The sequence below is a fragment of the Actinomadura syzygii genome (genome assembly GCF_008085905.1).
GTDB lineage: Bacteria > Actinomycetota > Actinomycetes > Streptosporangiales > Streptosporangiaceae > Spirillospora > Spirillospora syzygii.
The window spans coordinates 68,791-92,111 of the sequence record NZ_VSFF01000007.1 but is presented as its reverse complement, the minus strand read 5'-3'; the positions used below and the strand labels follow the sequence as shown (position 1 = coordinate 92,111).

General features: G+C 73.2%; 23 protein-coding genes. 12 read left to right on the top strand and 11 right to left on the bottom strand.

Going from position 1 to position 23,321, the window contains the following annotated elements:
• Positions 1 to 6: 6 nt before the first annotated feature.
• Positions 7 to 432 carry a MarR family winged helix-turn-helix transcriptional regulator gene (locus tag FXF65_RS18340; protein WP_246198900.1) on the bottom strand — a complete coding sequence of 142 codons (426 nt, stop codon included), beginning with the start codon at positions 430 to 432 and terminating at the stop codon, positions 7 to 9.
• A gap of 130 nt (positions 433 to 562) precedes the next feature.
• Here FXF65_RS18340 and xseA point away from each other — a divergent pair, with 130 nt between their 5' ends.
• Both xseA and FXF65_RS18330 read left to right on the top strand, forming a co-directional pair.
• Positions 563 to 1,777 (top strand): exodeoxyribonuclease VII large subunit, encoded by a 1,215-nt coding sequence (gene xseA / locus FXF65_RS18335; protein ID WP_148351195.1) that lies wholly within the window; start codon positions 563 to 565, stop codon positions 1,775 to 1,777.
• Between the two features lie 20 nt (positions 1,778 to 1,797).
• Positions 1,798 to 2,034: an exodeoxyribonuclease VII small subunit gene (locus FXF65_RS18330; protein WP_222868631.1), complete on the top strand. Its 237-nt coding sequence runs from the start codon at positions 1,798 to 1,800 to the stop codon at positions 2,032 to 2,034.
• 6 nt (positions 2,035 to 2,040) lie between these two features.
• Here FXF65_RS18330 and FXF65_RS18325 read toward each other — a convergent pair whose 3' ends face one another.
• Positions 2,041 to 2,730 (bottom strand): DUF4245 domain-containing protein, encoded by a 690-nt coding sequence (locus tag FXF65_RS18325; protein ID WP_148351193.1) that lies wholly within the window; start codon positions 2,728 to 2,730, stop codon positions 2,041 to 2,043.
• A 20-nt stretch (positions 2,731 to 2,750) separates the two neighbouring features.
• On the bottom strand, positions 2,751 to 3,416 hold the full coding sequence (locus FXF65_RS18320; RefSeq protein WP_148351192.1) for a TetR/AcrR family transcriptional regulator: 666 nt from the start codon (positions 3,414 to 3,416) through the stop codon (positions 2,751 to 2,753).
• Between the two features lie 330 nt (positions 3,417 to 3,746).
• Between FXF65_RS18320 and glpX the strand changes: the two genes are divergently transcribed.
• Complete coding sequence (gene glpX, locus FXF65_RS18310; RefSeq protein WP_148351563.1) at positions 3,747 to 4,712, top strand: class II fructose-bisphosphatase; 966 nt, start codon at positions 3,747 to 3,749, stop codon at positions 4,710 to 4,712.
• Positions 4,713 to 4,731: 19 nt separating this feature from the next.
• On the opposite strand, the gene FXF65_RS18305 is transcribed toward glpX, so the two are convergent.
• On the bottom strand, positions 4,732 to 5,352 hold the full coding sequence (locus tag FXF65_RS18305; RefSeq protein ID WP_148351191.1) for a DUF1707 SHOCT-like domain-containing protein: 621 nt from the start codon (positions 5,350 to 5,352) through the stop codon (positions 4,732 to 4,734).
• Positions 5,353 to 5,437: 85 nt separating this feature from the next.
• Here FXF65_RS18305 and FXF65_RS18300 point away from each other — a divergent pair, with 85 nt between their 5' ends.
• The 3 genes from FXF65_RS18300 to FXF65_RS18290 all read left to right on the top strand — a co-directional run bounded on the left by FXF65_RS18300 (position 5,438) and on the right by FXF65_RS18290 (position 8,537).
• Positions 5,438 to 6,391, top strand: a complete 954-nt coding sequence (locus FXF65_RS18300) for an ABC transporter ATP-binding protein (protein ID WP_187412373.1) — start codon at positions 5,438 to 5,440, stop codon at positions 6,389 to 6,391.
• The gene (locus FXF65_RS18295) at positions 6,388 to 7,185 is read left to right on the top strand and encodes an ABC transporter permease (RefSeq protein ID WP_148351190.1); all 798 of its coding nucleotides are present in this window, start codon (positions 6,388 to 6,390) and stop codon (positions 7,183 to 7,185) included. The genes FXF65_RS18300 and FXF65_RS18295 overlap by 4 nt, the downstream gene beginning before the upstream one ends.
• A 104-nt stretch (positions 7,186 to 7,289) precedes the next feature.
• The gene (locus FXF65_RS18290) at positions 7,290 to 8,537 is read left to right on the top strand and encodes an MFS transporter (RefSeq protein WP_148351189.1); all 1,248 of its coding nucleotides are present in this window, start codon (positions 7,290 to 7,292) and stop codon (positions 8,535 to 8,537) included.
• Positions 8,538 to 8,602: 65 nt separating this feature from the next.
• Here the strand turns inward: FXF65_RS18290 and FXF65_RS18285 are convergent, their stop codons facing one another.
• Positions 8,603 to 8,833 carry a hypothetical protein gene (locus FXF65_RS18285; RefSeq protein WP_148351188.1) on the bottom strand — a complete coding sequence of 77 codons (231 nt, stop codon included), beginning with the start codon at positions 8,831 to 8,833 and terminating at the stop codon, positions 8,603 to 8,605.
• A 29-nt stretch (positions 8,834 to 8,862) separates the two neighbouring features.
• Entirely contained in the window at positions 8,863 to 10,281 is a 1,419-nt protein-coding gene (gene pdxR / locus FXF65_RS18280; RefSeq protein WP_148351187.1) for a MocR-like pyridoxine biosynthesis transcription factor PdxR, read from the bottom strand.
• 114 nt (positions 10,282 to 10,395) lie between these two features.
• Here pdxR and FXF65_RS18275 point away from each other — a divergent pair, with 114 nt between their 5' ends.
• The 4 genes from FXF65_RS18275 (at position 10,396) to FXF65_RS18260 (ending at position 15,923) form a co-directional block, all read left to right on the top strand.
• A complete protein-coding gene (locus tag FXF65_RS18275; protein ID WP_148351186.1) occupies positions 10,396 to 11,325 on the top strand; it encodes a DMT family transporter in 930 nt (309 codons plus the stop codon).
• Positions 11,326 to 11,354: 29 nt separating this feature from the next.
• Positions 11,355 to 12,995 (top strand): fumarate hydratase, encoded by a 1,641-nt coding sequence (locus tag FXF65_RS18270; RefSeq protein ID WP_148351185.1) that lies wholly within the window; start codon positions 11,355 to 11,357, stop codon positions 12,993 to 12,995.
• A gap of 168 nt (positions 12,996 to 13,163) precedes the next feature.
• Positions 13,164 to 14,414 carry a serine/threonine-protein kinase gene (locus FXF65_RS18265; protein WP_148351184.1) on the top strand — a complete coding sequence of 417 codons (1,251 nt, stop codon included), beginning with the start codon at positions 13,164 to 13,166 and terminating at the stop codon, positions 14,412 to 14,414.
• Positions 14,415 to 14,522: 108 nt separating this feature from the next.
• Positions 14,523 to 15,923: a class II fumarate hydratase gene (locus FXF65_RS18260; RefSeq protein ID WP_148351561.1), complete on the top strand. Its 1,401-nt coding sequence runs from the start codon at positions 14,523 to 14,525 to the stop codon at positions 15,921 to 15,923.
• Positions 15,924 to 15,938: 15 nt separating this feature from the next.
• Here FXF65_RS18260 and FXF65_RS18255 read toward each other — a convergent pair whose 3' ends face one another.
• The 5 genes from FXF65_RS18255 to FXF65_RS18235 form a co-directional block, all read right to left on the bottom strand.
• The gene (locus FXF65_RS18255) at positions 15,939 to 16,835 is read right to left on the bottom strand and encodes an aggregation-promoting factor C-terminal-like domain-containing protein (protein WP_342787384.1); all 897 of its coding nucleotides are present in this window, start codon (positions 16,833 to 16,835) and stop codon (positions 15,939 to 15,941) included.
• Positions 16,836 to 17,388: 553 nt separating this feature from the next.
• Entirely contained in the window at positions 17,389 to 18,753 is a 1,365-nt protein-coding gene (gene phoH2 / locus FXF65_RS18250) for an RNA 5'-3' helicase PhoH2 (protein ID WP_187412372.1), read from the bottom strand.
• Positions 18,754 to 18,828: 75 nt separating this feature from the next.
• Positions 18,829 to 19,683, bottom strand: a complete 855-nt coding sequence (locus FXF65_RS18245) for an isoprenyl transferase (RefSeq protein ID WP_148351183.1) — start codon at positions 19,681 to 19,683, stop codon at positions 18,829 to 18,831.
• A 116-nt stretch (positions 19,684 to 19,799) separates the two neighbouring features.
• Positions 19,800 to 20,411 (bottom strand): hypothetical protein, encoded by a 612-nt coding sequence (locus FXF65_RS18240; protein ID WP_246198898.1) that lies wholly within the window; start codon positions 20,409 to 20,411, stop codon positions 19,800 to 19,802.
• 111 nt (positions 20,412 to 20,522) lie between these two features.
• Positions 20,523 to 21,044 carry a hypothetical protein gene (locus FXF65_RS18235; RefSeq protein ID WP_148351182.1) on the bottom strand — a complete coding sequence of 174 codons (522 nt, stop codon included), beginning with the start codon at positions 21,042 to 21,044 and terminating at the stop codon, positions 20,523 to 20,525.
• A 115-nt stretch (positions 21,045 to 21,159) separates the two neighbouring features.
• Between FXF65_RS18235 and FXF65_RS18230 the strand changes: the two genes are divergently transcribed.
• Both FXF65_RS18230 and FXF65_RS18225 read left to right on the top strand, forming a co-directional pair.
• Positions 21,160 to 22,698, top strand: coding sequence for an MFS transporter (locus FXF65_RS18230; protein ID WP_148351181.1), 1,539 nt, complete (start codon positions 21,160 to 21,162; stop codon positions 22,696 to 22,698).
• Positions 22,679 to 23,320 carry an acyl-CoA-like ligand-binding transcription factor gene (locus tag FXF65_RS18225; protein ID WP_148351180.1) on the top strand — a complete coding sequence of 214 codons (642 nt, stop codon included), beginning with the start codon at positions 22,679 to 22,681 and terminating at the stop codon, positions 23,318 to 23,320. Before FXF65_RS18230 ends, FXF65_RS18225 begins: the two co-directional genes overlap by 20 nt.
• Position 23,321: the final 1 nt, after the last annotated feature.

The following is a 23,321-nucleotide window of genomic DNA, read 5'->3' as shown; positions in this document are numbered from 1 at the left end:
AAGAGTTCAGGGTGGGCCGAGGAGCTTGCGCAGCGCGGGCAGCGCTTCGACGACCGCCGCGTGCTCGGCGTCCGTCAGGTTCGCGAACCGGTCCGCGAGGAAGCCGATCCGGCGTTCCCGGCCCTCGGCGAGCCGCTCGCGTCCCGCGCCGGTGAGCCGGACGGTGACGACGCGGGCGTCGGCGCCGTCCCGGCCGCGCGCGATCAGGGCGTCCCGTTCGAGCCGGTTGATCTGCGCGGTCATGGTCGGCAGCCGGACGCCGTGCTCGGCGGCCAGTTCGGTCATCCGGCACGGTCCGTGCTCCAGGGAGCCGAGTACGGACAGCTGCTGGCTGGTGATCGGCTGGTCCGCGTTGGCCCGCCTGAGCATCAGCACGACGTCCCGGAGCAGCCGGTTGAGCTGTTCGGCGAGGTCGTGTTCGGATGCGGTCACGTGACCCTCTCCTCGAATTACTTAGCGAGTCTAAGTTAGCTTGTCTAAGTTTTGGAAGCCGGAGACATGTCTCCTCCGTCACACCGGATCATGGCGCGCCCGGTCACCGCGCGCACCGTAGGCTGCCCGCATGGCGATGGAGACCACGGCCGAATCCCCCGTCCCGGTGCGGACGGTCCTCCAGGCGGTGAGCGGCTGGATCGGCAGGCTCGGCCGCATCTGGGTCGAGGGCCAGATCACCGATCTCAACGCCCGCGGCGGCACGGTCTACGTCACGCTCCGCGACCCCGTCGCCAACATGTCGGTGCGGCTCGTCGGGCCGCGCGCCGTGTTCGAGGCGGCCGGGCCCGCCGTCGCCGACGGCGCCCGCGTGGTCGTGCACGCCAAGCCCGACTTCTGGATCAACCGCGGGACGTTCTCGCTCAGCGTCCTGGAGGTCCGCCCGGTCGGCGTCGGGGAACTGCTGGCCCGGCTGGAGCGGCTCAAGGGCGTCCTGGCGGCGGAGGGGCTGTTCCGGCCGGAGCGCAAGCGGCCGCTCCCGTTCCTGCCCGGCAAGATCGGGCTGATCTGCGGGCGCGACTCCGACGCCGAGCACGACGTCCTGCAGAACGCGCGGCGGCGGTGGCCCGCCGTCGCGTTCCGGGTGGAGAACACCGCCGTGCAGGGCACGTACGCGGTCGGCGAGGTGATGGAGGCGCTGCGCGCGCTCGACGCCGACCCCGAGATCGACGTGATCGTCATCGCGCGCGGCGGCGGCGCGATGGAGGACCTGCTGCCCTTCTCCGACGAGGCGCTCGTCCGCGCGGTCGCCGCCGCCCGCACCCCGGTGGTCAGCGCGATCGGCCACGAGCAGGACTCCCCCATCCTCGACATGGTCGCGGACGTGCGGGCGTCCACCCCGACGGACGCGGCGAAGAAGGCCGTCCCGGACGTGCGGGAGCAGCTCCAACTCGTCCGGCAGCTGCGGGACCGTGGGCGGCGGTGCCTGTCCGGGGCCGTCGAGCGGGAGCTGGCGTGGCTCGCGGCGGTCCGGTCGCGGCCCGCGCTGGCCGACCCGGTGCGCGAGGTCGAGCGGCAGTCCGAGCAGGTCGCGGCGCTGCGCGACCGGTCGCGGCGGTGCCTGTCCGGCGCGCTCGACCGGGCCGCGGACGAGCTGTCGCACACCCGCGCCCGGCTGCTCGCCCTGTCCCCCGCCGCGACGCTGGAGCGCGGGTACGCGATCGTCCAGCGGGAGGACGCCTCGGTCGTGCGGGAGCCCGCCGAGGTCAAGGACGGCGAGGCGCTGCACGTCCGGCTCGCCGGCGGCCGGCTCGGCGTCACCGTGGCCGAGCGCGGGGAGCCGTAGGGGGCCATAGGGTGGGTCGGGTGGCCGAGGACAAGGGGACGGCGGAGAAGCCGTCGTACGAGCAGGCGCGGGACGAGCTGGCGGACGTCGTCAGGCGGCTGGAGGCGGGCGGTCTGACGCTGGAGGAGTCCCTCGCGCTGTGGGAGCGGGGCGAGCGGCTCGCGACCGTCTGCGAGGAGTGGCTGGAGGGCGCGCGGGCGCGGCTCGCCGCGGCGCTCGACCGCCCGGAGAACGGCGACGCCCCGGCACCCTTCTAGAAGCGTCTAAGAGCCGGGTGTCGCGCTCGCCGACGGGGTGAGGCCGCCGTTCTTGGCCTGCGGCCTGAGCGCGGCGGCCAGGACCGCCAGCTCGCCGTAGGACGCGGTGCCGGTGACGACGAGGCTCGTCCCGTCCGGGAGGGTGCGGGCGAGGGTGTTGGCCTTCTTGCCCTTGTTCAGGTAGGTCGTCCAGGCGACGCCGTTCACCGTCTGCGTCCCGGTCGGCTTGCTGCTGTTCGCCATGCGCGGGACGAACTCGGACGCCTTCTCGTTGCTCTGCTCCAGCGCCGCGTACTCCTCGCTCGGCGTCACGAACCCGAGGTGCCAGGCGACGGGCCCCTTCGAGCCGGAGCCGAGCCCGGTCAGCCGGGAGCTGGTCGGACGCCACGTCGGCGGCAGCCCCTCCGGCGCGTGCACCGTGTAGGGCGCGTCGCTGCGCATCGCCCAGAGCTGCGAGCCGTAGTCGACGACGGGATCGGCCTCGCTCTCGCCGCGCGGCGCGACCAGGTAGATCGCGAAGACGAGCACCAGGCAGGCGCCCATCGCCATCGCGAAGCCGCCGAGCCCGGTGGTCAGCCGCTTGTGCACGGCCGGGCTCACCTCGACCACGGGGCGCCCGCCGGAGGCGCCCTCCGGCGGAGTCTCGGCGGCGGCGGGTTCGGCCTCCGGGATGGAGGACGGGGTCTTGTCGGTCACCCCTCCAGCATCCCGCACGGTCAGCGCTGCCCCGTACGGGGGTTCCCGATCGTCCCGACGATGGCCATGATCTCGTCGGCGAGGCGGCGCGCGGCGTCCTCGTCGTCCATCAGGGAGATCTCCGAGACCGCGCCCGCCATCGCGCCGGTCAGCACCATGACGAGGGCCTCGTCCACGCCGCCGTCGGCGGTGTGGAACAGGGCGGCGTTGCGGCGCGCCCACTTGCCGAGCCGCTGCCGCATGACCCGGTCGAAGCCGGGCGGGCCGTCGCCCGAGATGAACAGCCGGGACACGTGCCGCTGCGCCAGGCAGCCGTCGAGGTAGGCGCCCGCGCCCGCGATGAACTGCCGCATCGGGTCGGTCTCGCCCGCCTCCCGGACGGCGCTGATCGCCTTGCGGGTGCGCTCCTGCTGCCCGGCCTGGAACTCCTCGAACAGCGTCAGGTACAGGTCGGCCTTGCCGTTGAAGTGGTGGTACAGGCTGCCGACGCTCGCGCCGGCGCGGGCGACGATGTCGGTCACCGCGGCCTGGGCGAAGCCCGACTCGCAGAAGACGTCCCGGGCCGCGGCCAGCAGGGCGCCGCGCGTGGCCGCCCCGCGGTCGGAGGTGCGCGCGGGGGCGCCGGCGGTCGCCGCGTCCCCGTTCTGCGTCACCTCACCGGACGGCACGTCGATGTGGCTGCTCATGATGCCTGAGATTACGCCCTCTCCCAGGGGGAAACGATCCCTTGCCCGGGCGACCGTCAAATCCGTCTCGGGGCCGTACGTGGCCATCCGTGCCGGTACATGGCGTGGTGCGGCTGGTCTGGTCCAATTTGTTGCCGGACGTCCGGCCCACCGAGAATTCGAGTGACCACCGATCGAAAGGGCCGCGCCGCCATGCCAGACGTGTCCAACCCCGCCGCCAACCCCGCCTCCGCCGCCGCGTCCGCCGGCGCCGTCTCCGCCCCCGCCGAGGAGACCGGCGTCTCGTCCCCCCTCACGACCGAGCCGGCGGCGCCGGACCGCAACCTGGCGATGGAGCTGGTCCGGGTCACCGAGGCCGCCGCGATGGCCGCGGCCCGCTGGGTCGGGCGGGGCGACAAGAACGGCGCGGACGGGGCCGCGGTGAACGCCATGCGGCAACTGATCAACACGGTGTCCATGCGGGGCGTCGTGGTGATCGGCGAGGGCGAGAAGGACAACGCGCCCATGCTCTACAACGGCGAGGAGGTCGGGGACGGCTCCGGCGCCGAGTGCGACGTCGCGGTCGACCCCGTGGACGGGACGCGGCTGACCGCGCTCGGCATGAGCAACGCGGTCGCGGTGCTGTCGGTGGCGCCGCGCGGGTCGATGTTCGACCCGTCCGCGGTGTTCTACATGGAGAAGCTCGTGACCGGCCCGGAGGCGGCGGACGCCGTCGACATCGAGCGTCCGATCGCCGACAACATCCGCGCGATCGCCCGCGCCAAGGGCTCCTCGGCGAACGACGTCACCGTCTGCATCCTGGACCGGCCGCGGCACGAGGGCATCGTCAAGGAGGTCCGGGAGGCGGGCGCGCGGATCAAGTTCATCCTGGACGGCGACGTCGCGGGCGCGATCATGGCGTCCCGGCCCGGCACCGGCGTGGACCTGCTGCTCGGCATCGGCGGAACCCCGGAGGGCATCATCGCGGCGTGCGCGATCAAGGCGCTCGGCGGAGTGATCCAGGGCCGGTTGTGGCCGCAGGACGACGCCGAGCGCCGCAAGGCGACGGACGCGGGGCACGACCTCGGCCGCGTCCTCACCACCGACGACCTCGTGACCTCCGACGACGTGTTCTTCGCCGCGACCGGCATCACCGACGGGGAACTGGTCGACGGCGTCCGGTACAGCAAGGGCACGGCGGTCACGCACTCGCTGGTGATGCGCTCCCGCAGCGGCACGATCCGGACGATCTCCAGCGAGCACCAGCTCGGCAAGCTGCGCGCCTATAGCTCGATCAACTTCGACACCGCCGTGTAGGGCCCGCGGGACGCGGCGGCTAGCGGCCGCGGCCGAGGCGGCCCCGGACGCGCGAGCGCAGCGTCCGCTTCGGCGTCCGGACCCGCACCGAGCCGAAGATCAGCGTGCCGCCGACCTCGATCGTCGGCCCCTCGGCCGCCGGGCGGGCGCGCAGGTCGCGGGTGCTGAGGATGGTGCGGCCGGTGACGTCCACGCGGACGCCGTCCGGGACGAGCAGCCTGATCCGCCCGCCGAGCACGAGGGAGTCGACCACGATGTGGCGGCGCTGCAGGACGGCCTCGCGCAGGTCGAGCTCGACCGTCCCGAACAGGGCGAGGAGGGGGAGCTTCACGGGGACGACCCAGCGCCCGTCGCGGCGGGTGCGTCCGAAGAAGACCGAGACGGGGCGGTCGTCCACCAGGATGGGCTGCGCCTCCGCCGGGATGAGGTCGGCGGTGAGGCCGGTCAGCTCGCCCAGCGTGCGGGCGGCGAGCGCGCGGCCGGTGCGGTCGGCGTGCTCGTCGGCGGTGAGCCTGCCGTCCGCGAGGGCCTCGCCGAGGACGGCGGCGACCCGGTCCCGGTCGGCGTCGGACGCGCGCAGGTCGCGCACGGGCGTCGCCTTCCCCGCCGCGGGGCGGGACCGGTCATCGGGGTGGGGCACACCAGAAGGTTAGCCGCCGCGCCGGGCCGGAGCCCCACCGGAAAACGGTTGGGGTTATGTCAACGAATTTTCCTAATGTGGGGGCATGACCTTGCAACGTACGCGGATCGCCGCTGCCCGGGCGAGCTCCGGCGCGGCGGCGATCAGCCTCCGCGGCGTGGTGAAACGGTTCGGCGACTTCACCGCCGTGGACGGGCTGGACCTGGAGGTCCCCACCGGCGTCTGCCTCGGGCTGCTCGGCCCGAACGGCGCCGGCAAGTCGACCACGATGAAGATGCTGACCGCCCAGGCCATCGCCGACGAGGGCGAGATCGAAGTGCTCGGCTTCCGGGTCCCGCGCGAGTCGAAGCGGGCGCGGGCGGCGATGGGCGTCGTCCCGCAGCAGGACAACCTCGACGAGGAGCTGACGGCCCGCGAGAACCTGGAGGTGTTCGCGCACCTGTACCGGGTGCCGCGCGGGGCGCGGCGGCAGGCCGTGGACGACGCGCTGGAGATCGCGCACCTGACCGGGCGGCAGCTCACGAAGGTGGACGACCTGTCCGGCGGCATGCGGCGGCGGCTGCTGATCGCGCGGGGGCTCGTGCACCGTCCCGCCCTGGTGCTGCTGGACGAGCCGACCGTCGGCCTCGACCCGCAGGTCCGGGCCGAGCTGTGGGGCCTGATCGACGGGCTGCGGGCGCGCGGCACGACCGTCCTCATGTCCACGCACTACATCGAGGAGGCGGAGCGGCTGGCGGACGAGTGCGCGCTGATGTCGCACGGCCGGGTGATCGCCCGGGGCTCGCCCGCCGACCTCGTCGCCGAGTACGCGGGCGACCGGGTCGTCGAGCACTACGGGCCGCCGGACAGGCTGACGGAGGTGGAGCGGCTGGCGCGGGCGTCCGGGCTGCCGACCCGCCGCACCGGCCCGTCGGTGTCGGTGCTCAAGGCCGAGACGATCCCGCCGTCCCTGGAGGACGAACTGGGCCCGGACGGCGTCCGCCGCGCCGCCAACCTTGAGGACGTGTTCGTTGTGCTTACTGGGGAGCGCGTGGAATGACGGCCCAGACCGAGCGGGCGCCGCGGTTGCGGCGGTTCGAGATGGCGCCGGTGCGCGGGATCTGGCGGCACGAGCTGGCGCTCTACAAGCGGTACTGGAAGTCGCAGTCGTTCGCCTCGATGGTGGAGCCGACGTTCTTCCTGCTCGCGTTCGGCTACGGGTTCGGCTCGATGGTCGCGGTGATCGGGAACTACCGGTACCTGGACTTCGTCGCGACCGGCGTCGTCGGCACGGCCGCGCTGTTCACGTCGGTGTTCCCGGGGATGTTCAACGGCTACATCAGGCGCGTGTTCCAGCACACCTACGACGGGATGCTGGCCGCGCCGGTGGACGTCCACGAGCTGGTCACGGGCGAGGCGCTGTGGATCGCGGCGAAGTCGGCGGTGTACTCGTGCACGCCGATCGTCGTCGGCATGTTCTTCGGCCTCGACCCGGCGCCGGGGATGCTGCTCGTCCCGTTCGTGACGTTCTTCACCGCGCTCGGCTTCGGGCTGTTCGGCATGTGGACGTCGTCGGTCGTCCCGTCGATCAACTCCTTCGACTACGTGATCACCGGGGTCGTGACGCCGCTGTTCCTGATCGCCGGAACGTTCTTCCCGATCGACTCGCTGCCGGACTGGGCGCAGAAGGTCTCCTACCTCAACCCGCTCTACCACTGCGTGGAGCTGGTCCGGGACGCGGTCTTCGGCCTCGACCCGCTGGCCGACCTCGGGCATCTCGCCGGGCTCATCGCGTTCGCCGCGCTGATGTGGGTGATCGCCGTCCGCGGGATGCGCAGGCGGCTCATCGCCTGACGCCCGTGGACCGGTCCCGGCCGGGCCGTTGACCTGGGGCCCGACCTGTCCCTACGCTGACGCGAATCTTATTCACATTGCGTGGTGCAGGAAGGTCGGGCCGCATGAGCGAGGGCAGCCGAACCAGCCGGGCGGTCACCGGGCGGGACCGCCAGGCCCGGTTCGCCGCTTACGCGGCGTTCGCCGTCCAGGGGCTCTGTTTCGCCTCGCTCGTCACGCAGGTGCCGCGGATCCAGGATTCGCACCACCTCAGCGACGCGACGCTGTCGCTGGTGCTGCTGATGGTGCCGCTGATCGCCGGGGTGGGCAGCGTCGCGTCCGGGGCGCTGTTCGCGCGGTTCGGCAGCGGTCCGGTGCTGCGCGCGTCCCAGCCCGCGGTCGCCGTCACGATCGCGCTCATCGGGCTCACCGGCGACAACGATCTCGCCCTCTACCTGGCGGTCGCGGCGTTCGGGCTGTTCGTCGGGGCGGTGGACGCCTCCATGAACGCGCAGGCCGTCGCGGTCGAGCGGCGCTACGGGGTCAGCCTGATCACCGGCTTCTACGCGGTGTGGAGCGTCGCCGGGATCCTCGGCGGGCTGTGGGCGTCCCTCACCAACAAGATCGACCTGCCGCTGTTCGCCGGTTTCGCGATCGCCGCCGCGGCGGGCGTCGCCGGGTCCCTCGCCACCGGCCGCGGGCTCTACCGGCGCGCCGAGGAGGGCGACGGGCCGACCGCCGCCGAGCTGAAGGCGGCCGGACGGCGGGTGCCGTGGCGGCCGATCCTCGTCGTCGGCGCGGCGATGGCCGTCGCCTACCTCGCCGACTCCGCGATCTCCAGCTACGGCGCCAAGTACCTGGACGACGAGCTGTCCGCGAGCGACTGGGTCGCGCCGCTCGGCTACGTCGCCTACCAGGTCACGATGGTGGCCAGCCGGGCGGTCGCGGACCTCGCCGTCCGGCGGTCGGGGGCGGTGCGGGTCGTCCGGCTCGGCGGGGCGGTGGGGCTCGCCGGGATGGTCGGCGTGGTGGCCGCGCCGAACGCCGCCGTCGCGATCGCCGCGTTCGCGGTCGCGGGGCTCGGGCTGAGCGTGATCGCCCCGGTGTCCTTCTCCGCCGCCGGACGGGTCGACCCGACCGGACTCGGCGTGGCCGTCGCCCGCGTGAACATCTTCAACTACGTCGGGTTCGTGCTGGGCGCGGCCGTGGTCGGGGCGATCGCGCCGCTCAGCGACGACCACGGGCTGCGGATCGCGTTCGTCGTCCCGGCGGCGCTGGTCCTGGTCGTGTTCGCGACGGCGAAGGGCTTCGCCCCGGACCCGGTGAAGGGGGCGCGGCCCGACGCTCCGGCGATGGAGCGCCCGGTCGCTTGACGACGGCGGACGTGGACGAGCCCCCGGCCGCGCCGGAGCGCGGGCGGGGGCCCTACTGGGAGCGGTCAGGCGTCTTCGAGGGCTTTGATCGCGCGTTCGCCCTCCGCCTGGGCCTCTTCCGGCGTCAGGTCGGTCAGGGCGCGGCTCAGCGCCAGCTCGGCGGCGTCGGCCGCCGCCCGTAGCGTGACGGCGTGCTCCTGCGCCCTTTCGAGGTCGCCCAGGCCGACGCAGTCGAAGGCGACCTGCGCGTCGTGGCCCGCCATCTTGAGCTGCCGCGCGGCCTCTTCCAGACTCATGCATACCTCCTACACCGGGGATGCTGTTCCTACCCCCGAGCACCGCCCGCAACCGCTTGACCCAGCAGTTGCGCGGCCTTGACCAGGCGGCTCTCCGACAGCCGCGCGTAGCCGAGCACGAGCGCGGGCGCCGCGCCCTCCGCCCGGCCGTGCGACCACGTCGAACGCGCGCCCGCCACCGACACCCCGGCGCGCAGCGCGGCGTCGACGACGGCCTCCTCGTCGCACCCGGCGGGCAGTTCCACGTAGAAGTGGATACCCGCCGAGACGCCGCGAACCGCCGCGTCCGGGAGGTGGACGGCGAGCGCGTCGGCCAGCGCGTCCCGCCGGGCCCGGTAGCGGCGCCGCATGGTGCGCAGGTGCCGGTCGTAGCCGCCCGACCTGAGGAACTCGGCGAGCGCGTACTGCTCCAGGACGGGCGCGCCGAGGTCGGTCACGCCGCGGTGCGCGGTGAGCCGCTCGGCCACCCGCGGCGGCGCGACCGCCCAGCCGAGGCGCAGCGCCGGGGCCAGCGACTTGCTCACCGAGCCGAGCAGCACGACCCGGTCCGGGTCGACGCCCTGGAGGCAGCCGACGGGCTCGCGGTCGTAGCGGAACTCGGCGTCGTAGTCGTCCTCCACGACGAGCCCGTCCACGTCGCGCGCCCAGGCGATGAGCTGCGCCCGCCGGGACGCCGACAGCACGACCCCGGTCGGGAACTGGTGCGCGGGCGTGACGAGCACGGCCCGCGCCCCGGTCCGGGCGAGCGCGGCGACGTCCAGCCCGTCGCCGTCGACGGGGACGCGGACGATCCGCAGCCCGGACGCGTCCAGCATCGGGAGCTGCCGGTCGCTCGTCGGGTCCTCGACCGCGAGGATCGTGTGCCCGGTGGCGCGCAGCAGCCGGAGCAGCGCCGACAGCCCGTGCGCCACCCCGTTCATGATCACGACGCGGGACGGGTCGGCGTGCGCCGCGCGCACCCGGCCGAGGTATCCGGCGAGTTCGGCGCGCAGGACGCCGACGCCGCCCGGGTCCGGGTAGGTCAGCGCGTCGTGCGGCAGCGTGCGCAGCGCGGAGCGGGCGGCGGCGATCCACCGCTCCCGGGGGAACGCCGACAGGTCCGGCTTGCTCGGCCACAGGTCGTACTGCACCTCGGGCTCCGGGGCGGTGTCGCACGACGGGTGCCGGACGCGCTGCGGCGCGGGCCGGGCCTCGTCCGGGCGGGCCAGCGGCGCGACGCGGGTGCCGTCCCCGCGCCGCGCGACGAGGAACCCCTCGGCGGTGAGCTGCTCGTAGGCGGCGACGACGACGCCGCGCGAGACGTCCAGGTCGCGCGCCAGGTCGCGGCTCGACGGCAGCCGGGTCCCGGCGGTGAGCCGGCCGGACCGGACGGCCGCGCGGAAGCCGGCGGCGATCTGGGCCGCGAGCCGCCCGGCGGTCCGGTCGAGCGGGAGATGAAGGTCGGTCACATGACTCTCAGCGTCAAGACGGAGTGCGCGCGTCACCACACGGTATTTGGTCCACTTTGGCACGCCTCCATTGGCCCTTCTTCATGGACCAACCACCTTCTAGCGTTCTCTTCCATGAACAGTGCGAACAAACGCGGCATGGCGGGCGCCGGGACGGCGATGTTCCTCGTCGGGACGCTGACCGCCGTGTCCGCGACGATCTCGGACTACCCGGTCTTCGGCGGGCAGGCCGCCAGGTACGCGGTCGCGGCGCTGATCCTGCTCGCGGTGGCGCGGTTCGCGGGCGGGCGGCACCGGCGCCCGGCGCTCCGGGACTGGCTGCTCCTCGCCGCGCTCGCCGGGACGGGCCTCGTCGCGTTCAACGTCTGCATCGTCGCCGCCACCAGGGACACGAGCCCGGCCACCATCGGCACCGTGATCGCGGCGGTGCCGATCGTCCTCGCGCTGGCCGGGCCGCTGCTGGAGGGACGGCGGCCGTCGCCCGCGCTCGTCCTGTCGGCGTGCGTGGTGGCCGCCGGGGCCGCGCTCGCCACCGGGTTCGGCGGCGGCAGCGTCCGGGGGCTGCTGCTGTCGCTGGGCGCGCTCGCGGGCGAGGTCTGCTTCTCGCTGCTGGCCGTCCCGCTGCTGCCGCGACTCGGGCCGCTGCGGGTCTCGGCCTACTCGTCCGCGCTGGCCGCGCCGATGCTGCTCGCGGTCGGCCTCGCCGCGGACGGGACGTCCGTCCTGCGCACGCCCACCGCCGCCGAGCTGGCGGGCTTCGGCTACCTGTCGGTGATCGTCACGACGGTCGCGTTCCTGCTCTGGTACGGCTCCATCGGACGGCTCGGCGCCGACCGCGCCGGGCTGTTCGCGGGCCTCATCCCGATCAGCGCGGTGATCACGACGGTCGCGCTCGGCCTCGGCCGGCCGGGCCCGGCGGACCTGACCGGCGCCGCGCTGGTCACCGCGGGCGTGGTCGTCGGCCTGCGCGCCCGCCGCGACCGGCCCGGGCCCCGTGAGCGGGCGGCGCCCGAGCCCGTAACCTGTGAGCCCATACCCGCCTGACACGTCGATCGCGCGAGGAACTGTCTGAGATGCCTGAGTTCGCCCACACCGACCTGCTGCCGCTCGGCCCGGACGAGACCGACTACCGGCTGCTCACCTCCGACGGGGTCTCCGCGTTCGAGGCGGGCGGACGGACGTTCCTCCAGGTCGAGCCGGAGGCCCTGCGGCTGCTGACGGAGACGGCGATGCGCGACATCGCGCACCTGCTGCGCCCCGCGCACCTGGCGCAGCTCCGCCGCATCCTGGACGACCCCGAGGCGTCCCCGAACGACCGGTTCGTCGCACTGGACCTGCTGAAGAACGCGGGCATCGCGTCCGGCGGCGTCCTGCCCATGTGCCAGGACACCGGGACCGCGATCGTGATGGGCAAGCGCGGCCAGCACGTCCTGACGGACGGCGACGACGAGAGGCACCTGTCGCGCGGCGTCTACGACGCCTACACGAAGCTGAACCTGCGCTACTCGCAGATGGCGCCGCTGTCGATGTGGGACGAGAAGAACACCGGCAGCAACCTCCCCGCGCAGATCGAGCTGTACGCGGCCCCGGGCGACGCCTACAAGTTCCTGTTCATGGCCAAGGGCGGCGGCAGCGCGAACAAGTCGTTCCTGTACCAGGAGACGAAGGCCGTCCTGAACCCGAAGCGGATGCTGGCCTTCCTTGAGGAGAAGATCCGCTCCCTCGGCACCGCCGCGTGCCCGCCGTACCACCTGGCGATCGTGGTGGGCGGGACGTCCGCCGAGTACGCGCTGAAGACCGCCAAGTACGCCTCGGCCCACTACCTCGACACGCTGCCGACCGGCGGCTCCCCGCTCGGGAACGGCTTCCGCGACCTGGAGCTTGAGCTCCAGGTGTTCGAGCTGACGCAGAAGCTCGGCATCGGCGCGCAGTTCGGCGGCAAGTACTTCTGCCACGACGTCCGGGTGATCAGGCTGCCGCGGCACGGCGCGTCCTGCCCGGTGGCGATCGCGGTGTCGTGCAGCGCCGACCGGCAGGCCCTCGCCAAGATCACCGCGGACGGCGTGTTCCTGGAGCGGCTGGAGACCGACCCCGCCCAGTACCTCCCGGAGACGACCGACGAGCACCTGAACGACGAGGTCGTCCGGATCGACCTGAACCGTCCGATGGACGAGATCCGCGCCGAGCTGACCCGCTACCCGGTGAGGACCCGGCTGTCGCTGACCGGCCCGCTCGTCGTGGCCCGCGACATCGCGCACGCCAAGATCAAGGAGCGGCTGGACGCGGGCGAGCCCATGCCGCGGTACCTGCGCGACCACGCCGTCTACTACGCGGGACCGGCCAAGACGCCCGAGGGCTACGCGTCCGGCTCGTTCGGCCCCACCACCGCCGGGCGCATGGACTCCTACGTCGAGCAGTTCCAGGCCGCGGGCGGCTCGCTCGTCATGCTGGCGAAGGGCAACCGGTCCAAGCAGGTCACCGACGCCTGCAAGGAGCACGGCGGCTTCTACCTCGGCTCCATCGGCGGCCCCGCCGCCCGCCTCGCCCAGGACTGCATCAAGAAGGTCGACGTCCTGGAGTACGCGGAACTCGGCATGGAGGCCGTCTGGAAGATCGAGGTCGAGGACTTCCCCGCCTTCATCGTCGTGGACGACAAGGGCCAGGACTTCTTCGCCGACACCACCGGCCCCGTCCTCACCATCGGCAGGCGCTGACGGAAGGCGCCGAACCCGCCGGCGGGACGCCCGAAATCGCGGGCGGGGACTTCCGGCTTGACCACCGCTGACGGTTTCTTGCTGGTAGATCACTTTATCGGCCGGAAATCCAAGTCGGTCATGAGGTCTCCCCGCTGACCGCCTGGCCACTCCGGTATCTTTTCCGCCATGTCACAGTCAGAGCGCCTCGTTCTAGCGACGCGCTACCGGCTGGTCTCGGAAATAGGTCAGGGTGCCAACGGCACCGTGTGGAGAGGGCACGACGAGCTCCTGGATCGCGCCGTCGCGATCAAGGAGCTGCGGCTCCCCGAGAACCTCTCCGAGAACGACCGGGTGGTCTTCTACCGCCGCACCCTCCGGGAGGCGCGCGCGCCCGCACAGCTGCGCACGCACTCCATCGTCGAGGTGTACGACGTGGTCATCGAGCAGGGCCGGCCCTGGATCGTGATGGAGATGATCGAGGCGCCCAGCCTCGAGCAGCTCATCGAGCGCTCGGGCCCGCTGCCGCCCGAGCGGGTCGCGCACATCGGCCGCGCCCTGCTGGACGCCCTCGGCACCGCGCACAAGGCCGGGATCGTGCACCGCGACCTCAAGCCCAGCAACGTCCTGCTGGACGGCGACCGCGTCGTCCTCACCGACTTCGGGCTCGCGTTCTCGTCCGGCTCGGCGAGCCTGACGAAGACGGGCCACTTCATGGGCTCGCCCGCGTACGTGGCGCCCGAGGTCGCCGCCGGGGAGAAGGCCACCCCGCGCTCCGACCTGTGGTCCCTCGGCGCGACGATGTACGCCGCGCTGGAGGGCCGCCCGCCGTTCGAGCGCGAGAACGTGATGGCGACGCTCAGCGCGCTCGCGAACGAGTCGACGCCCGCCCCGCAGAACGCGGGCGCGCTCACGTCGGTCGTGACCGGGCTGCTGGAGAAGAACCCCACGCGAAGGCTCAGCCACGCTCGCGCCGTCGACCGTCTGGAGCGTGCCCTGGCCGGTCCGCGGACCGGACGGCGCCCGCCGACGCCCCGCTACCGGGTGGCCGTCGTGATCGGGCTGGTCGGCGCGACCATCGCGTCCTGCGGGATCGGCGCCACCGCGCTGATCGTCGGGATGATGAAGGAGAGCCCCGGGCCGTCGCCGACCGAGGCGTCGAGCCCGGCGGGCGGCGTGCAGGACGTCCCGGCCGGCGTCGCCACCAGCACGCTGGTCGTCCGGGCGCGCAACTCCGCGTGCAAGATCTTCGTATCGGTCCCGGACGGCCCCGTGCTCAGCGACGAGACCCTCCTCGAGAGCGAGGCGCGCCAGTACGACCAGCCCCGGATCAACGCGGTCATCTACGACGCGTCCGCCTGCGACGTCTGGGTCAACGGCCTGCGCAAGCCGCTCGGCACCCCCGGCGAGCGCCGGAACTACGCCCTCAACAAGCAGTGACCGGCGGGGAGTGAAGAGCGAGGAGTGAGCCGCCTCACCCCGGGGAATGCGTGAGCCACCCGCCTGGCTGCCATGAAGGACGGCGGCGAACGCTACGGAAGGCTGGCGATGGACGAGCAGGAGTTCCGGGTCGAGCGCGACTCGATGGGCGAGGTCCGGGTCCCGGCGGCGGCGAAGTGGCGGGCGCAGACGCAGCGCGCCGTGCAGAACTTCCCGGTCTCCGGGCGGACGCTGGAGTCGGCGCACATCGCCGCGCTCGGCCGGATCAAGGCCGCGGCGGCGGTCGTGAACGCCGAGCTCGGCGTGCTGGACGCGGACGTCGCGGCGGCGATCGCCGAGGCCGCCCGGGAGGTCGCGGACAACCGGTGGGACGACCAGTTCCCCGTCGACGTCTTCCAGACCGGATCGGGGACGTCGTCCAACATGAACGCGAACGAGGTCGTGGCGACGCTGGCGGAGGAGCGGCTCGGCCGTCCGGTCCATCCCAACGACCACGTGAACGCCTCTCAGTCGTCGAACGACGTGTTCCCCTCCTCCATCCACATCGCGGCGACCTGGTCCGTCCTGAACGAGCTGACGCCCGCGCTGCGCCATCTCCAGGCCGCGCTGGCGCGCAAGGCGGACGAGTTCGCGACCGTGGTGAAGTCCGGCCGCACGCACCTGATGGACGCGACGCCCGTCACGCTCGGCCAGGAGTTCGGCGGTTACGCGGCGCAGGTCGCGCGCGGCGTGGAGCGGCTGGAGGCCGTCCTGCCGCGGCTCGCGGAGCTGCCCCTCGGCGGGACGGCGGTCGGCACCGGCATCAACACCCCGCCGGGCTTCGCGGCGCGCGTCATCGCGGAGATCGTCCGGGAGAGCGGGCTGCCGCTGACCGAGGCCCGCGACCACTTCGAGGCGCAGGGCGCCCGGGACGGCCTCGTCGAGACGAGCGGCGCGCTCCGCACCGTCGCGGTGAGCCTCACCAAGATCGCCAACGATCTGCGCTGGATGGGGTCGGGGCCGCGGGCCGGGCTCGGCGAGATCCGGCTGCCCGACCTGCAGCCCGGCTCGTCGATCATGCCGGGCAAGGTGAACCCGGTGATCCCGGAGGCGGTGACGCAGGTCGCCGCGCAGGTCGTCGGGAACGACGCGGCGATCGCGTTCGGCGGGGCGTCCGGCAGCTTCGAGCTGAACGTCATGCTGCCGATGCTGGCCCGCAACGTGCTGGAGTCGATCACCTTGCTGGCGAACGCCTCGCGGCTCCTCGCCGACCGCTGCGTGGACGGGATCGAGGCCGACGTGGAGCGGCTGCGCGAGTACGCCGAGTCGTCCCCGTCGATCGTGACGCCGCTCAACCGGTACATCGGGTACGAGGAGGCGGCCAAGGTCGCCAAGCAGGCGCTCAGCGAGCGCAGGACGATCCGCGAGGTCGTCCTCGAACGCGGCTACGTCGACGAGGGCAAGCTGACCGTCGAGCAGTTGGACGAGGCGCTCGACGTGCTCCGGATGACCCGGCCGCCGAGCGCCTGAACCCCGTCCCCGGGTCTAGTACCAGCCCACCGACTGGAAGTGCGACCATCCGCCGCACGGCGTCTTGTAGCGGCTCTTGATGTAGCCGAGGCCCCACTTGATCTGCGTGGTGGCGTTGTTCTGCCAGTCGGGACCGGCGCTCGCCATCTTCGAGCCGGGCAGCGCCTGCGGGATGCCGTACGCGCCGGACGGGTTTGCGGCGTGCGTGTTCCAGCCGCTCTCCCTGTTCCACAGGTTCACCAGGCAGCCGAACTGGCCGGAGCCGCTGAACCCGTAGCCCGGCAGGAGGCCCTTCGCGATCCGCTGCGCCTCGCCCGCCGGGACGGGGTCGCCGGACGGCCCGCCGCCGGTGCCGCCCCCGCCGTCGCCGTCGCCCGGCTTCGGCGTCTTGGTGGGGAGCGGCTTGCCCTTCGGCAGCAGGGACGGGCCCTTGCCGCCGTCCTCGCGCGTCTCGCGGGAGGCGCGCTCGAGGGCGAGCTGCCGCCGCTGCTCCTCCAGCACCTTCGGGTCGACCTTCGGCGCCGCCGCGTCGGCGAGCTGCCTGGTCGGCTTGACGGTCTGCGTGCCGTCGTCGGAGCCGCCGCCGGTCAGCGCGAGCGCGCCGGCGGTCGCGCCGCCGAGCACCACCACGGCGCCGGCCGCGATCGCGGCGATCCGCAGGCCGTTGCGCCCGCCCGCGCCGCCGCCGGAGCGGGGCGCGCGGCGCGAGGCCGGTCCGCGGGACGCGATCTCGTCGCGGTCGTCGGCCCCGGAGGCGCCGAGCGGCTCGGCGTCGAAGCCGAACGTGTCGCCCGGGGCCGGGCCGCCGGTCCGGGGACGCTCACCGGCGACCTTGACGTCGTCCTCGTGCGGGGCGACCGGTGCGGCGAGGGTGTCCTGGGCGGCGGGCTGCGCCTGGGAGACCAGGGGCACCTCGGAAGGGTGCCGCGCCTGGTCGGAAGTCGGGGACGGAGCCGCGGCCTGCCACGGCTCCGAGGGGTCGAAGCTCTGTCGATCGTCTCGCCTAGGGGACCCTGGACGGTCTCCGTACAAGGCGGTCCTTCCGACGGTCGCACGCGCATGGACACGCGCACGAGATGCCTCACCCCCGGTCCGGCCCGCCGCGGGGCGGCTCCGGACCAGGTCGACGCCCGTCCGTCGCGCGCGTTCGTTCGAGGGGACGCGCTCCGGCCCGGCACCGCTCGGGGGTGCTTACGGGGAGACACAATGCCCGAGGCCGTGGGAGGCTCCGCAACCGAAACGAGACAAATGCTTCCGCCGGGACGTTTGTCAACTCGCCGGACCGGACGCCGAAACCGCGACCAGACCAGGGGATCTCCGCGCTCACCCGGTAATCTGTGACCTTCATCACAAAGGCACGGCATGGGGCCAAAAGATCACGATGCGTGGCGAAATAGGCGCATGTCCGGAAATGCGGATCCCGGCCGCCCAGGGACGCGGACGGCCGGGATCCGGACGCGAGACGTCAGCCGACGTCGCCGAGCAGGTCGGTGACCAGCGCGGCGATCGGCGACCGCTCCGAGCGCGTCAGCGTCACGTGCGCGAACAGCGGATGGCCCTTCAGCTTCTCCACCACCGCGGCGACCCCGTCGTGGCGTCCGACCCGGAGGTTGTCGCGCTGCGCCACGTCGTGGGTCAGGACGACCCGCGACCCGGCCCCGATCCGCGACAGGACGGTCAGCAGCACGCCGCGCTCCAGCGACTGCGCCTCGTCCACGATGACGAAGGCGTCGTGCAGCGACCGGCCGCGGATGTGGGTGAGCGGCAGGACCTCCAACATGTCACGGTCCACAACTTCCTCGATGACCTCGGGAGTGGTGACCGCCGACAAGGTGTCGTACACCGCCTGCGCCCAGGGCGACATCTTCTCGTTCTCGCTCCCCGGCAGGTAGCCGAGCTCCTGCCCGCCGACCGCGTACAGGGGGCGGAACACCACGACCTTGCGGTGCTTGCGCCGCTCCATCACGGCCTCCAGGCCCGCGCAGAGCGCGAGGGCGGACTTGCCCGTCCCGGCCCGGCCGCCGAGCGAGACGATGCCGACGTCGTCGTCCATCAGCAGGTCGAGCGCGATGCGCTGCTCGGCGGACCGGCCGCGCAGCCCGAACGTCTCCCGGTCGCCGCGCACCAGCTTCACCGACTTGTCGGGCAGCGTCCGGGCGAGGGCGGAGCCGCGCTCGGACAGCAGCCGGAGCCCGGTGTGGCAGGGCAGCTCGCGGGCCTCCTCGATGTCGGTCGACCCGGTCTCGTACAGCTCCTCGACGAGCGCGGCGGGGACCTCGATCTCCCGCATGCCCGTCCAGCCGGACTCGACGACGGCGAGCTCGGCCCGGTACTCCTCGGCCGCGAGGCCCACCGCGGACGCCTTCACCCGCATCGGCAGGTCCTTGGAGACGAGGACGACGTCGCGTCCCTCGCGCGCCAGCCACGCCGCGACCGACAGGATCCGGGTGTCGTTGTCGCCGAGCCGGAACCCGTCCGGCAGGACGGTCGGGTCGGAGTGGTTCAGCTCGACCCGGAGCGTTCCGCCCTGGTCGCCGACCGGGCCCTGCACGGAGACGGGCTCGTCCAGCCGGCCGTGCCGGACGCGCAGGTCGTCCAGCAGGCGGAGGGCCTGCCGGGCGAAGTATCCGAGCTCTGGGTGGTGCCGCTTCGCCTCCAGCTCGGATATGACGACGATGGGGAGTACGACCTCGTGCTCGGCGAACCGGGTCACGGCCCCTGGGTCGGCGAGCAGGACGCTGGTGTCGAGGACGTACGTGCGCCGGTCCGGGACGTCCGTCCCGGAGGGGTTCCCAGGCAGGCTGGGACGGCGCGCGGAGGATGTGGCCACTCGATCTCCCTGGTCATGGGGGAACTGCCGGTGGCGCAGGTCCGCCGCGCGGGCGGTGCGGCCGCGGAGCGGCCGTCAGGAACCGTAGCGCCGGTGCCGCGCGGCGTACGAGCGCATCGCCCGGAGGAAGTCGACCTTGCGGAAGTCCGGCCAATGGACTTCGCAGAAGTAGAACTCCGAGTGCGCGCTCTGCCAGAGCATGAAGCCGGAGAGGCGCTGCTCCCCCGAGGTGCGGATGACCAGGTCGGGGTCGGGCTGGCCGCGCGTGTAGAGATGCTCCGCGATGTGCTCCACGTCGAGGATCTCGGCGAGTTCCTCGATGCTGGTGCCCCGGCTCGCCTGCTCGATGAGCAGTGAGCGCACCGCATCAGCGATCTCACGCCTACCTCCATACCCAACGGCGACGTTCACAATCAGACCGGGAGCGTCCGATGTCGCCTCGCCGGCGTCCTTGAGGACGCGGGCGGTCTTGCCGGGCAGCAGGTCGAGGGCGCCGACGGGCTTCACGTGCCAGCCGTCGTCCGCGAGCTTGCGGACGGTGTTCTCGATGATGTCGAGCAGCGGGTCGAGCTCCGCCGCCGGACGGTTCAGGTTGTCGGTGGACAGCAGCCACAGTGTGACATGCTCGACCCCCGCCTCCGCGCTCCACTGGAGCAGCTCGGAGATCTTCTGGGCGCCGCGCTGGTGCCCGGTGTTGACGTCGGCGAGGCCCATCGACCTCGCCCAGCGGCGGTTGCCGTCCAGGATCACGCCGACGTGCCGGGGGGTGATGTCGGTCGGCAGCGACTTCTCGACGCGCCGCTCGTACATCCGGTAGACGACGTCGCGGACGGCCGCGTACGGTCCGCTGCGGCGGATCGCGGCGACGAACGGGCCGCCGTCGTCGGACGGGCGGCGGCGGACACGGTCCCGCCGCGCACTCCGTGACATCCAGCCGCGCGGCCTTCCCGTACGCCGAACCCCCATGGGCTTCCCTTCGAGCGACCGTCCCTGGCGGGAGAACGCTCAATTATGGCCCGGCCGCGACACTTTTCCTGCCGTTCCCGTCATGTCAGGCTAACGCGAGGGATGCTTCGGCCGAGGGCGGTGGCCTGCTCCGGCCTGGCCGCGGCGGGCGGACGCCCGCCCACGCCCCCCGGGACCTCCCGGTCGGCCTGGGCCAGCAGCTCGGCGAGGAACCGGGCGAGGTCGGCCGAGGTGAGCACCGCGCGCACGCCCCGCCCGCCCGCGCCCCACGCCTCCAGGACGGCCCGCCGCGCGACCCGCCACCGTCCGGCGGCGGACTGCTGCCCGCCGAGCCACATCGAGGACGTGCGCAGCGCGCAGCGCAGCTCGCCGGTGCTGATCACGTCGCCGCGGTCGCGGTAGCGGAAGGCGAACAGCTCCGGCTCGCGGGACGGGTCGCCCGGGGACGGGTCGGGGAACCGGTCGTCGGGGTCGGGCCAGCGGGCGGCCTGCGCGGAGCCGTCCGTCCTGGCCTCGGCGACGCGGCGGGCGAGGTCGGCGAGGAAGTAGCCGCACCGCTCCCCCACCGAGCCGAACGAGTCGCCGTCGCGGCGGAGCTCCAGCGTCACCTCGAACGGGTTGCCGCCGCGGTCGAGCGAGGCGACCGGGACGACGGCGAGGTCGGAGCCGTCCAGGCAGCGCAGCCCGCGCACCGTCCGACCACCTCCCGATCCCCTCCCGGCCACCGTTTCATGGCACATTAGGCGACGGCAGGCCCATGATCACACCCAATGATCATCGAGATCGGGTAAGGAAGGCGCGGATCACGCCCGCGGGCCGGCGGCGCGGGCCCGCTCGACGTGCTCCAGCGCGCTGCGCAGCTCGGCGAGCCACTCGTCGGTGTTCTTGCCGACGAGCCGGACGCACCAGGCGAGCGCGTCGCTGCGGCTGCGGGCGACGCCCGCCTCCACGAGCGTGTCGAGGACGCGCCGCTCGGGCTGGCGGAGCCGCGTCATGACGGGCACCGACAGCGTCGTGAACATCTCCCGCTCGCCGCCGCACTCGACGCCCCAGGAGACCTTGTGGCCGAAGCGCCGCTCGGCCTCGCGGGCGATCCCGATGCGCAGCTCGCGGGTGTCCTCGCGGAAGCGCTGGACGTGCCCGGCGATCACGCCCGCCCGTTCGGCCTCCGACAGCTCGGCGGCCGCGTCCGGCACGGGCAGCCGCCCGACGACGCTGACCTCCTCGCGGTCGAGGACGACCTCCGGCGGGCCGTCGAACCAGTCGTCCGGGAGCCGCCCGGAGAACCAGCCGCGCAACTGCTCCACCGCTTCGCTCGTATTCATGTAATCAAAATTACAACGCAGAATGGGCAAGCGCCAGCCTCGGCCCTGTTTGACATTCGCCTTCTTTTGATAGTTACTCTCATTTGAGAGCTAGAACTATTTGGAGGTGGCCTTCATGGAGGTCGGCAGCACCCGGCGCTGGCTGGGTCTCGCGGCGCTGGCGCTCAGCATGCTCGCGCTCGGTTTCGACATGACGATCCTCAACGTCGCGCTGACCACGCTGTCGGAGGACCTCCACGCGGGCACCAGCGAACTCCAGTGGATCGTCGACTCCTACCTGCTCGTGTTCGGGGCGCTGCTGCTCCCCGCCGGGCTGCTCGGCGACCGGTTCGGCCGCAAGTGGCTGCTGCTCGCCGGGCTCGGGATCTTCGGCGCCGCCTCGCTCGCCGGGGCGTTCGCGGACGGCACCGGCGGGGTCATCGCGGCCCGCGCGTTCATGGGGGTCGGCGCGGCGATCGTGACGCCGCTGTCCATGTCGATGCTCCCCGCGATCTTCCCGCCCGAGGAGCGGACCCGGGCCGTCGCCGTGTGGTCGGCGGCCACCGCGCTCGGGCTGCCGCTCGGGCCGCTGCTCGGCGGCTGGCTCCTCCAGCACTTCCGGTGGGGCTCGATCTTCCTGGTCAACGTCCCGGTCGTCGTGGTCGGCGGCGTCGCGATCGCGCTGCTGCTGCCCGAGTCCAGGGACCCGGCGGCGCCGCGCGTCGACCTCGCGGGCGCGCTGCTGTCGATGGCCGGGATCGTCGCGCTGGTGTACGGGGTGATCGAGGCGCCGTCGCGCGGCTGGTCCGACCCGGTGGTGCTCGGCTCGTTCGTCCTGTCCGTGCTGCTGATCACCGGGTTCGTGGGCTGGGAGCGGCGGGCCGCCGAGCCGATGCTGAACCTCGCGCTGCTCAGGGACGCCCGGTTCGTGTCGGCGACGGTCGCCGCCGTCGCCGCGAACCTCATGCTCGGCGGGGTCCTGTTCGTCCTGCCGCAGTATCTGCAGGCCGTCCAGGGCGCGGACGTGTTCGGCACCGGCCTGCGGCTGACGCCGATGCTGCTCGGCCTGATCGCGGGCGCGGTCGCCACCGACCGGATCGCCGCCCGCGCCGGGCACAAGCCGATCATCGTGACCGGGCTGCTCGTGCTCGCGGCGGGCTTCGGCTGGGGCGCGCTGTCCGGCGCCGGCGACGGGTACGCCGCGACCGTCCCGTGGCTGGTCGTCATCGGGATCGGCACCGGGCTCACCATGATCCCCGCGATGGACGCCGTGCTCGCCGCGCTCCCCGCCGACCAGGCCGGACGCGGGTCGGGGCTGGTCCAGACGCTGCGCCAGACCGGCGCGACGCTCGGCGTCGCCGGGCTCGGCAGCCTGCTGTCCGCGATCTACCGGGACCGCGTGCCGACCGCGGGCCTGCCCGCGGGCGCGGCCGACGCGGCGCGCGACTCGATCGGCGGCGCCGTCGCGGTCGCCGGGCGCCTGCACGACGGCGGGCTGCTCGCGTCCGCCCGCGACGCCTACGCGCACGGCATGGACGCGGTGCTCGCCGCCTGCGGGGCGGCCGCGCTCGCCGTGGCCGTCCTGCTCTGGCTGTTCCAGCCGGGACGGGCGCGCGAGGATGCGACGCCCGCCGCCGATGGGCGAGAATCGACGCATGAGCACGTCGTCCCCTGACCGGCTGGTCGACCGGCTGCAGGACCGGATCTCCCGCCTCCCGCTGCGGGAGCGCAAGAAGCTGCGGACCCGGGGCGCCATCCAGGACCACGCCCTCCGGCTCTTCACCGAGCAGGGGTACGACGAGACGACGGTGGAGCAGATCGCGGCGGCGGCGGAGATCTCGCCCAGCACGTTCTTCCGCTACTTCCCCACCAAGGAGGACGTGGTCGTCACCGACGAGTACGACCCGGTCATGGCGCAGATGCTCCGCGAGCAGCCGCCGGAGGTGCCGCCGCTCGACGCGCTGCGCGCCGTGCTCCAGGACGTCCTGCCGCAGCTCTACACGTCCGAGATCGAGACGATCAAGACGCGGATGCGGCTGACCGCGACCGTCCCGGCGCTGCGCGCCCGCACGTTCGAGTCGCTGCGCGGCGGCACCTTCAAGGTGATCAACGAGGTGGTCGCCGAGCGGACCGGACGTCCCGCCGACGACCCGGAGGTCGAGGCGTTCGGCTGGGCCGTCCTCGGCGTCATGCAGGCCGCGATGTACCAGTACATGGACGGCAAGGTCGGCCACGACGAACTGCCCGGCCTGATCGACCGCAACCTGGAGTTCCTCGGCCGCGGCTGCCCGCTCTAAC

Bases quoted from the DNA above. Each gene is read 5' to 3' on its own strand.
- glpX (WP_148351563.1), top strand. From the start codon at position 3,747: ATGGAGCTGGTCCGGGTCACCGAGGCCGCCGCGATGGCCGCGGCCCGC.
- FXF65_RS18270 (WP_148351185.1), top strand. From the start codon at position 11,355: ATGCCTGAGTTCGCCCACACCGACCTGCTGCCGCTCGGCCCGGACGAG.
- FXF65_RS18225 (WP_148351180.1), top strand. From the start codon at position 22,679: ATGAGCACGTCGTCCCCTGACCGGCTGGTCGACCGGCTGCAGGACCGG.
- FXF65_RS18295 (WP_148351190.1), top strand. From the start codon at position 6,388: ATGACGGCCCAGACCGAGCGGGCGCCGCGGTTGCGGCGGTTCGAGATG.
- FXF65_RS18245 (WP_148351183.1), bottom strand. From the start codon at position 19,683: ATGTCACGGAGTGCGCGGCGGGACCGTGTCCGCCGCCGCCCGTCCGAC.
- FXF65_RS18285 (WP_148351188.1), bottom strand. From the start codon at position 8,833: ATGAGTCTGGAAGAGGCCGCGCGGCAGCTCAAGATGGCGGGCCACGAC.
- FXF65_RS18290 (WP_148351189.1), top strand. From the start codon at position 7,290: ATGAGCGAGGGCAGCCGAACCAGCCGGGCGGTCACCGGGCGGGACCGC.
- xseA (WP_148351195.1), top strand. From the start codon at position 563: ATGGCGATGGAGACCACGGCCGAATCCCCCGTCCCGGTGCGGACGGTC.
- FXF65_RS18235 (WP_148351182.1), bottom strand. From the start codon at position 21,044: ATGAATACGAGCGAAGCGGTGGAGCAGTTGCGCGGCTGGTTCTCCGGG.
- FXF65_RS18260 (WP_148351561.1), top strand. From the start codon at position 14,523: ATGGACGAGCAGGAGTTCCGGGTCGAGCGCGACTCGATGGGCGAGGTC.
- FXF65_RS18300 (WP_187412373.1), top strand. From the start codon at position 5,438: ATGACCTTGCAACGTACGCGGATCGCCGCTGCCCGGGCGAGCTCCGGC.
- FXF65_RS18265 (WP_148351184.1), top strand. From the start codon at position 13,164: ATGTCACAGTCAGAGCGCCTCGTTCTAGCGACGCGCTACCGGCTGGTC.
- FXF65_RS18230 (WP_148351181.1), top strand. From the start codon at position 21,160: ATGGAGGTCGGCAGCACCCGGCGCTGGCTGGGTCTCGCGGCGCTGGCG.
- FXF65_RS18275 (WP_148351186.1), top strand. From the start codon at position 10,396: ATGAACAGTGCGAACAAACGCGGCATGGCGGGCGCCGGGACGGCGATG.
- FXF65_RS18320 (WP_148351192.1), bottom strand. From the start codon at position 3,416: ATGAGCAGCCACATCGACGTGCCGTCCGGTGAGGTGACGCAGAACGGG.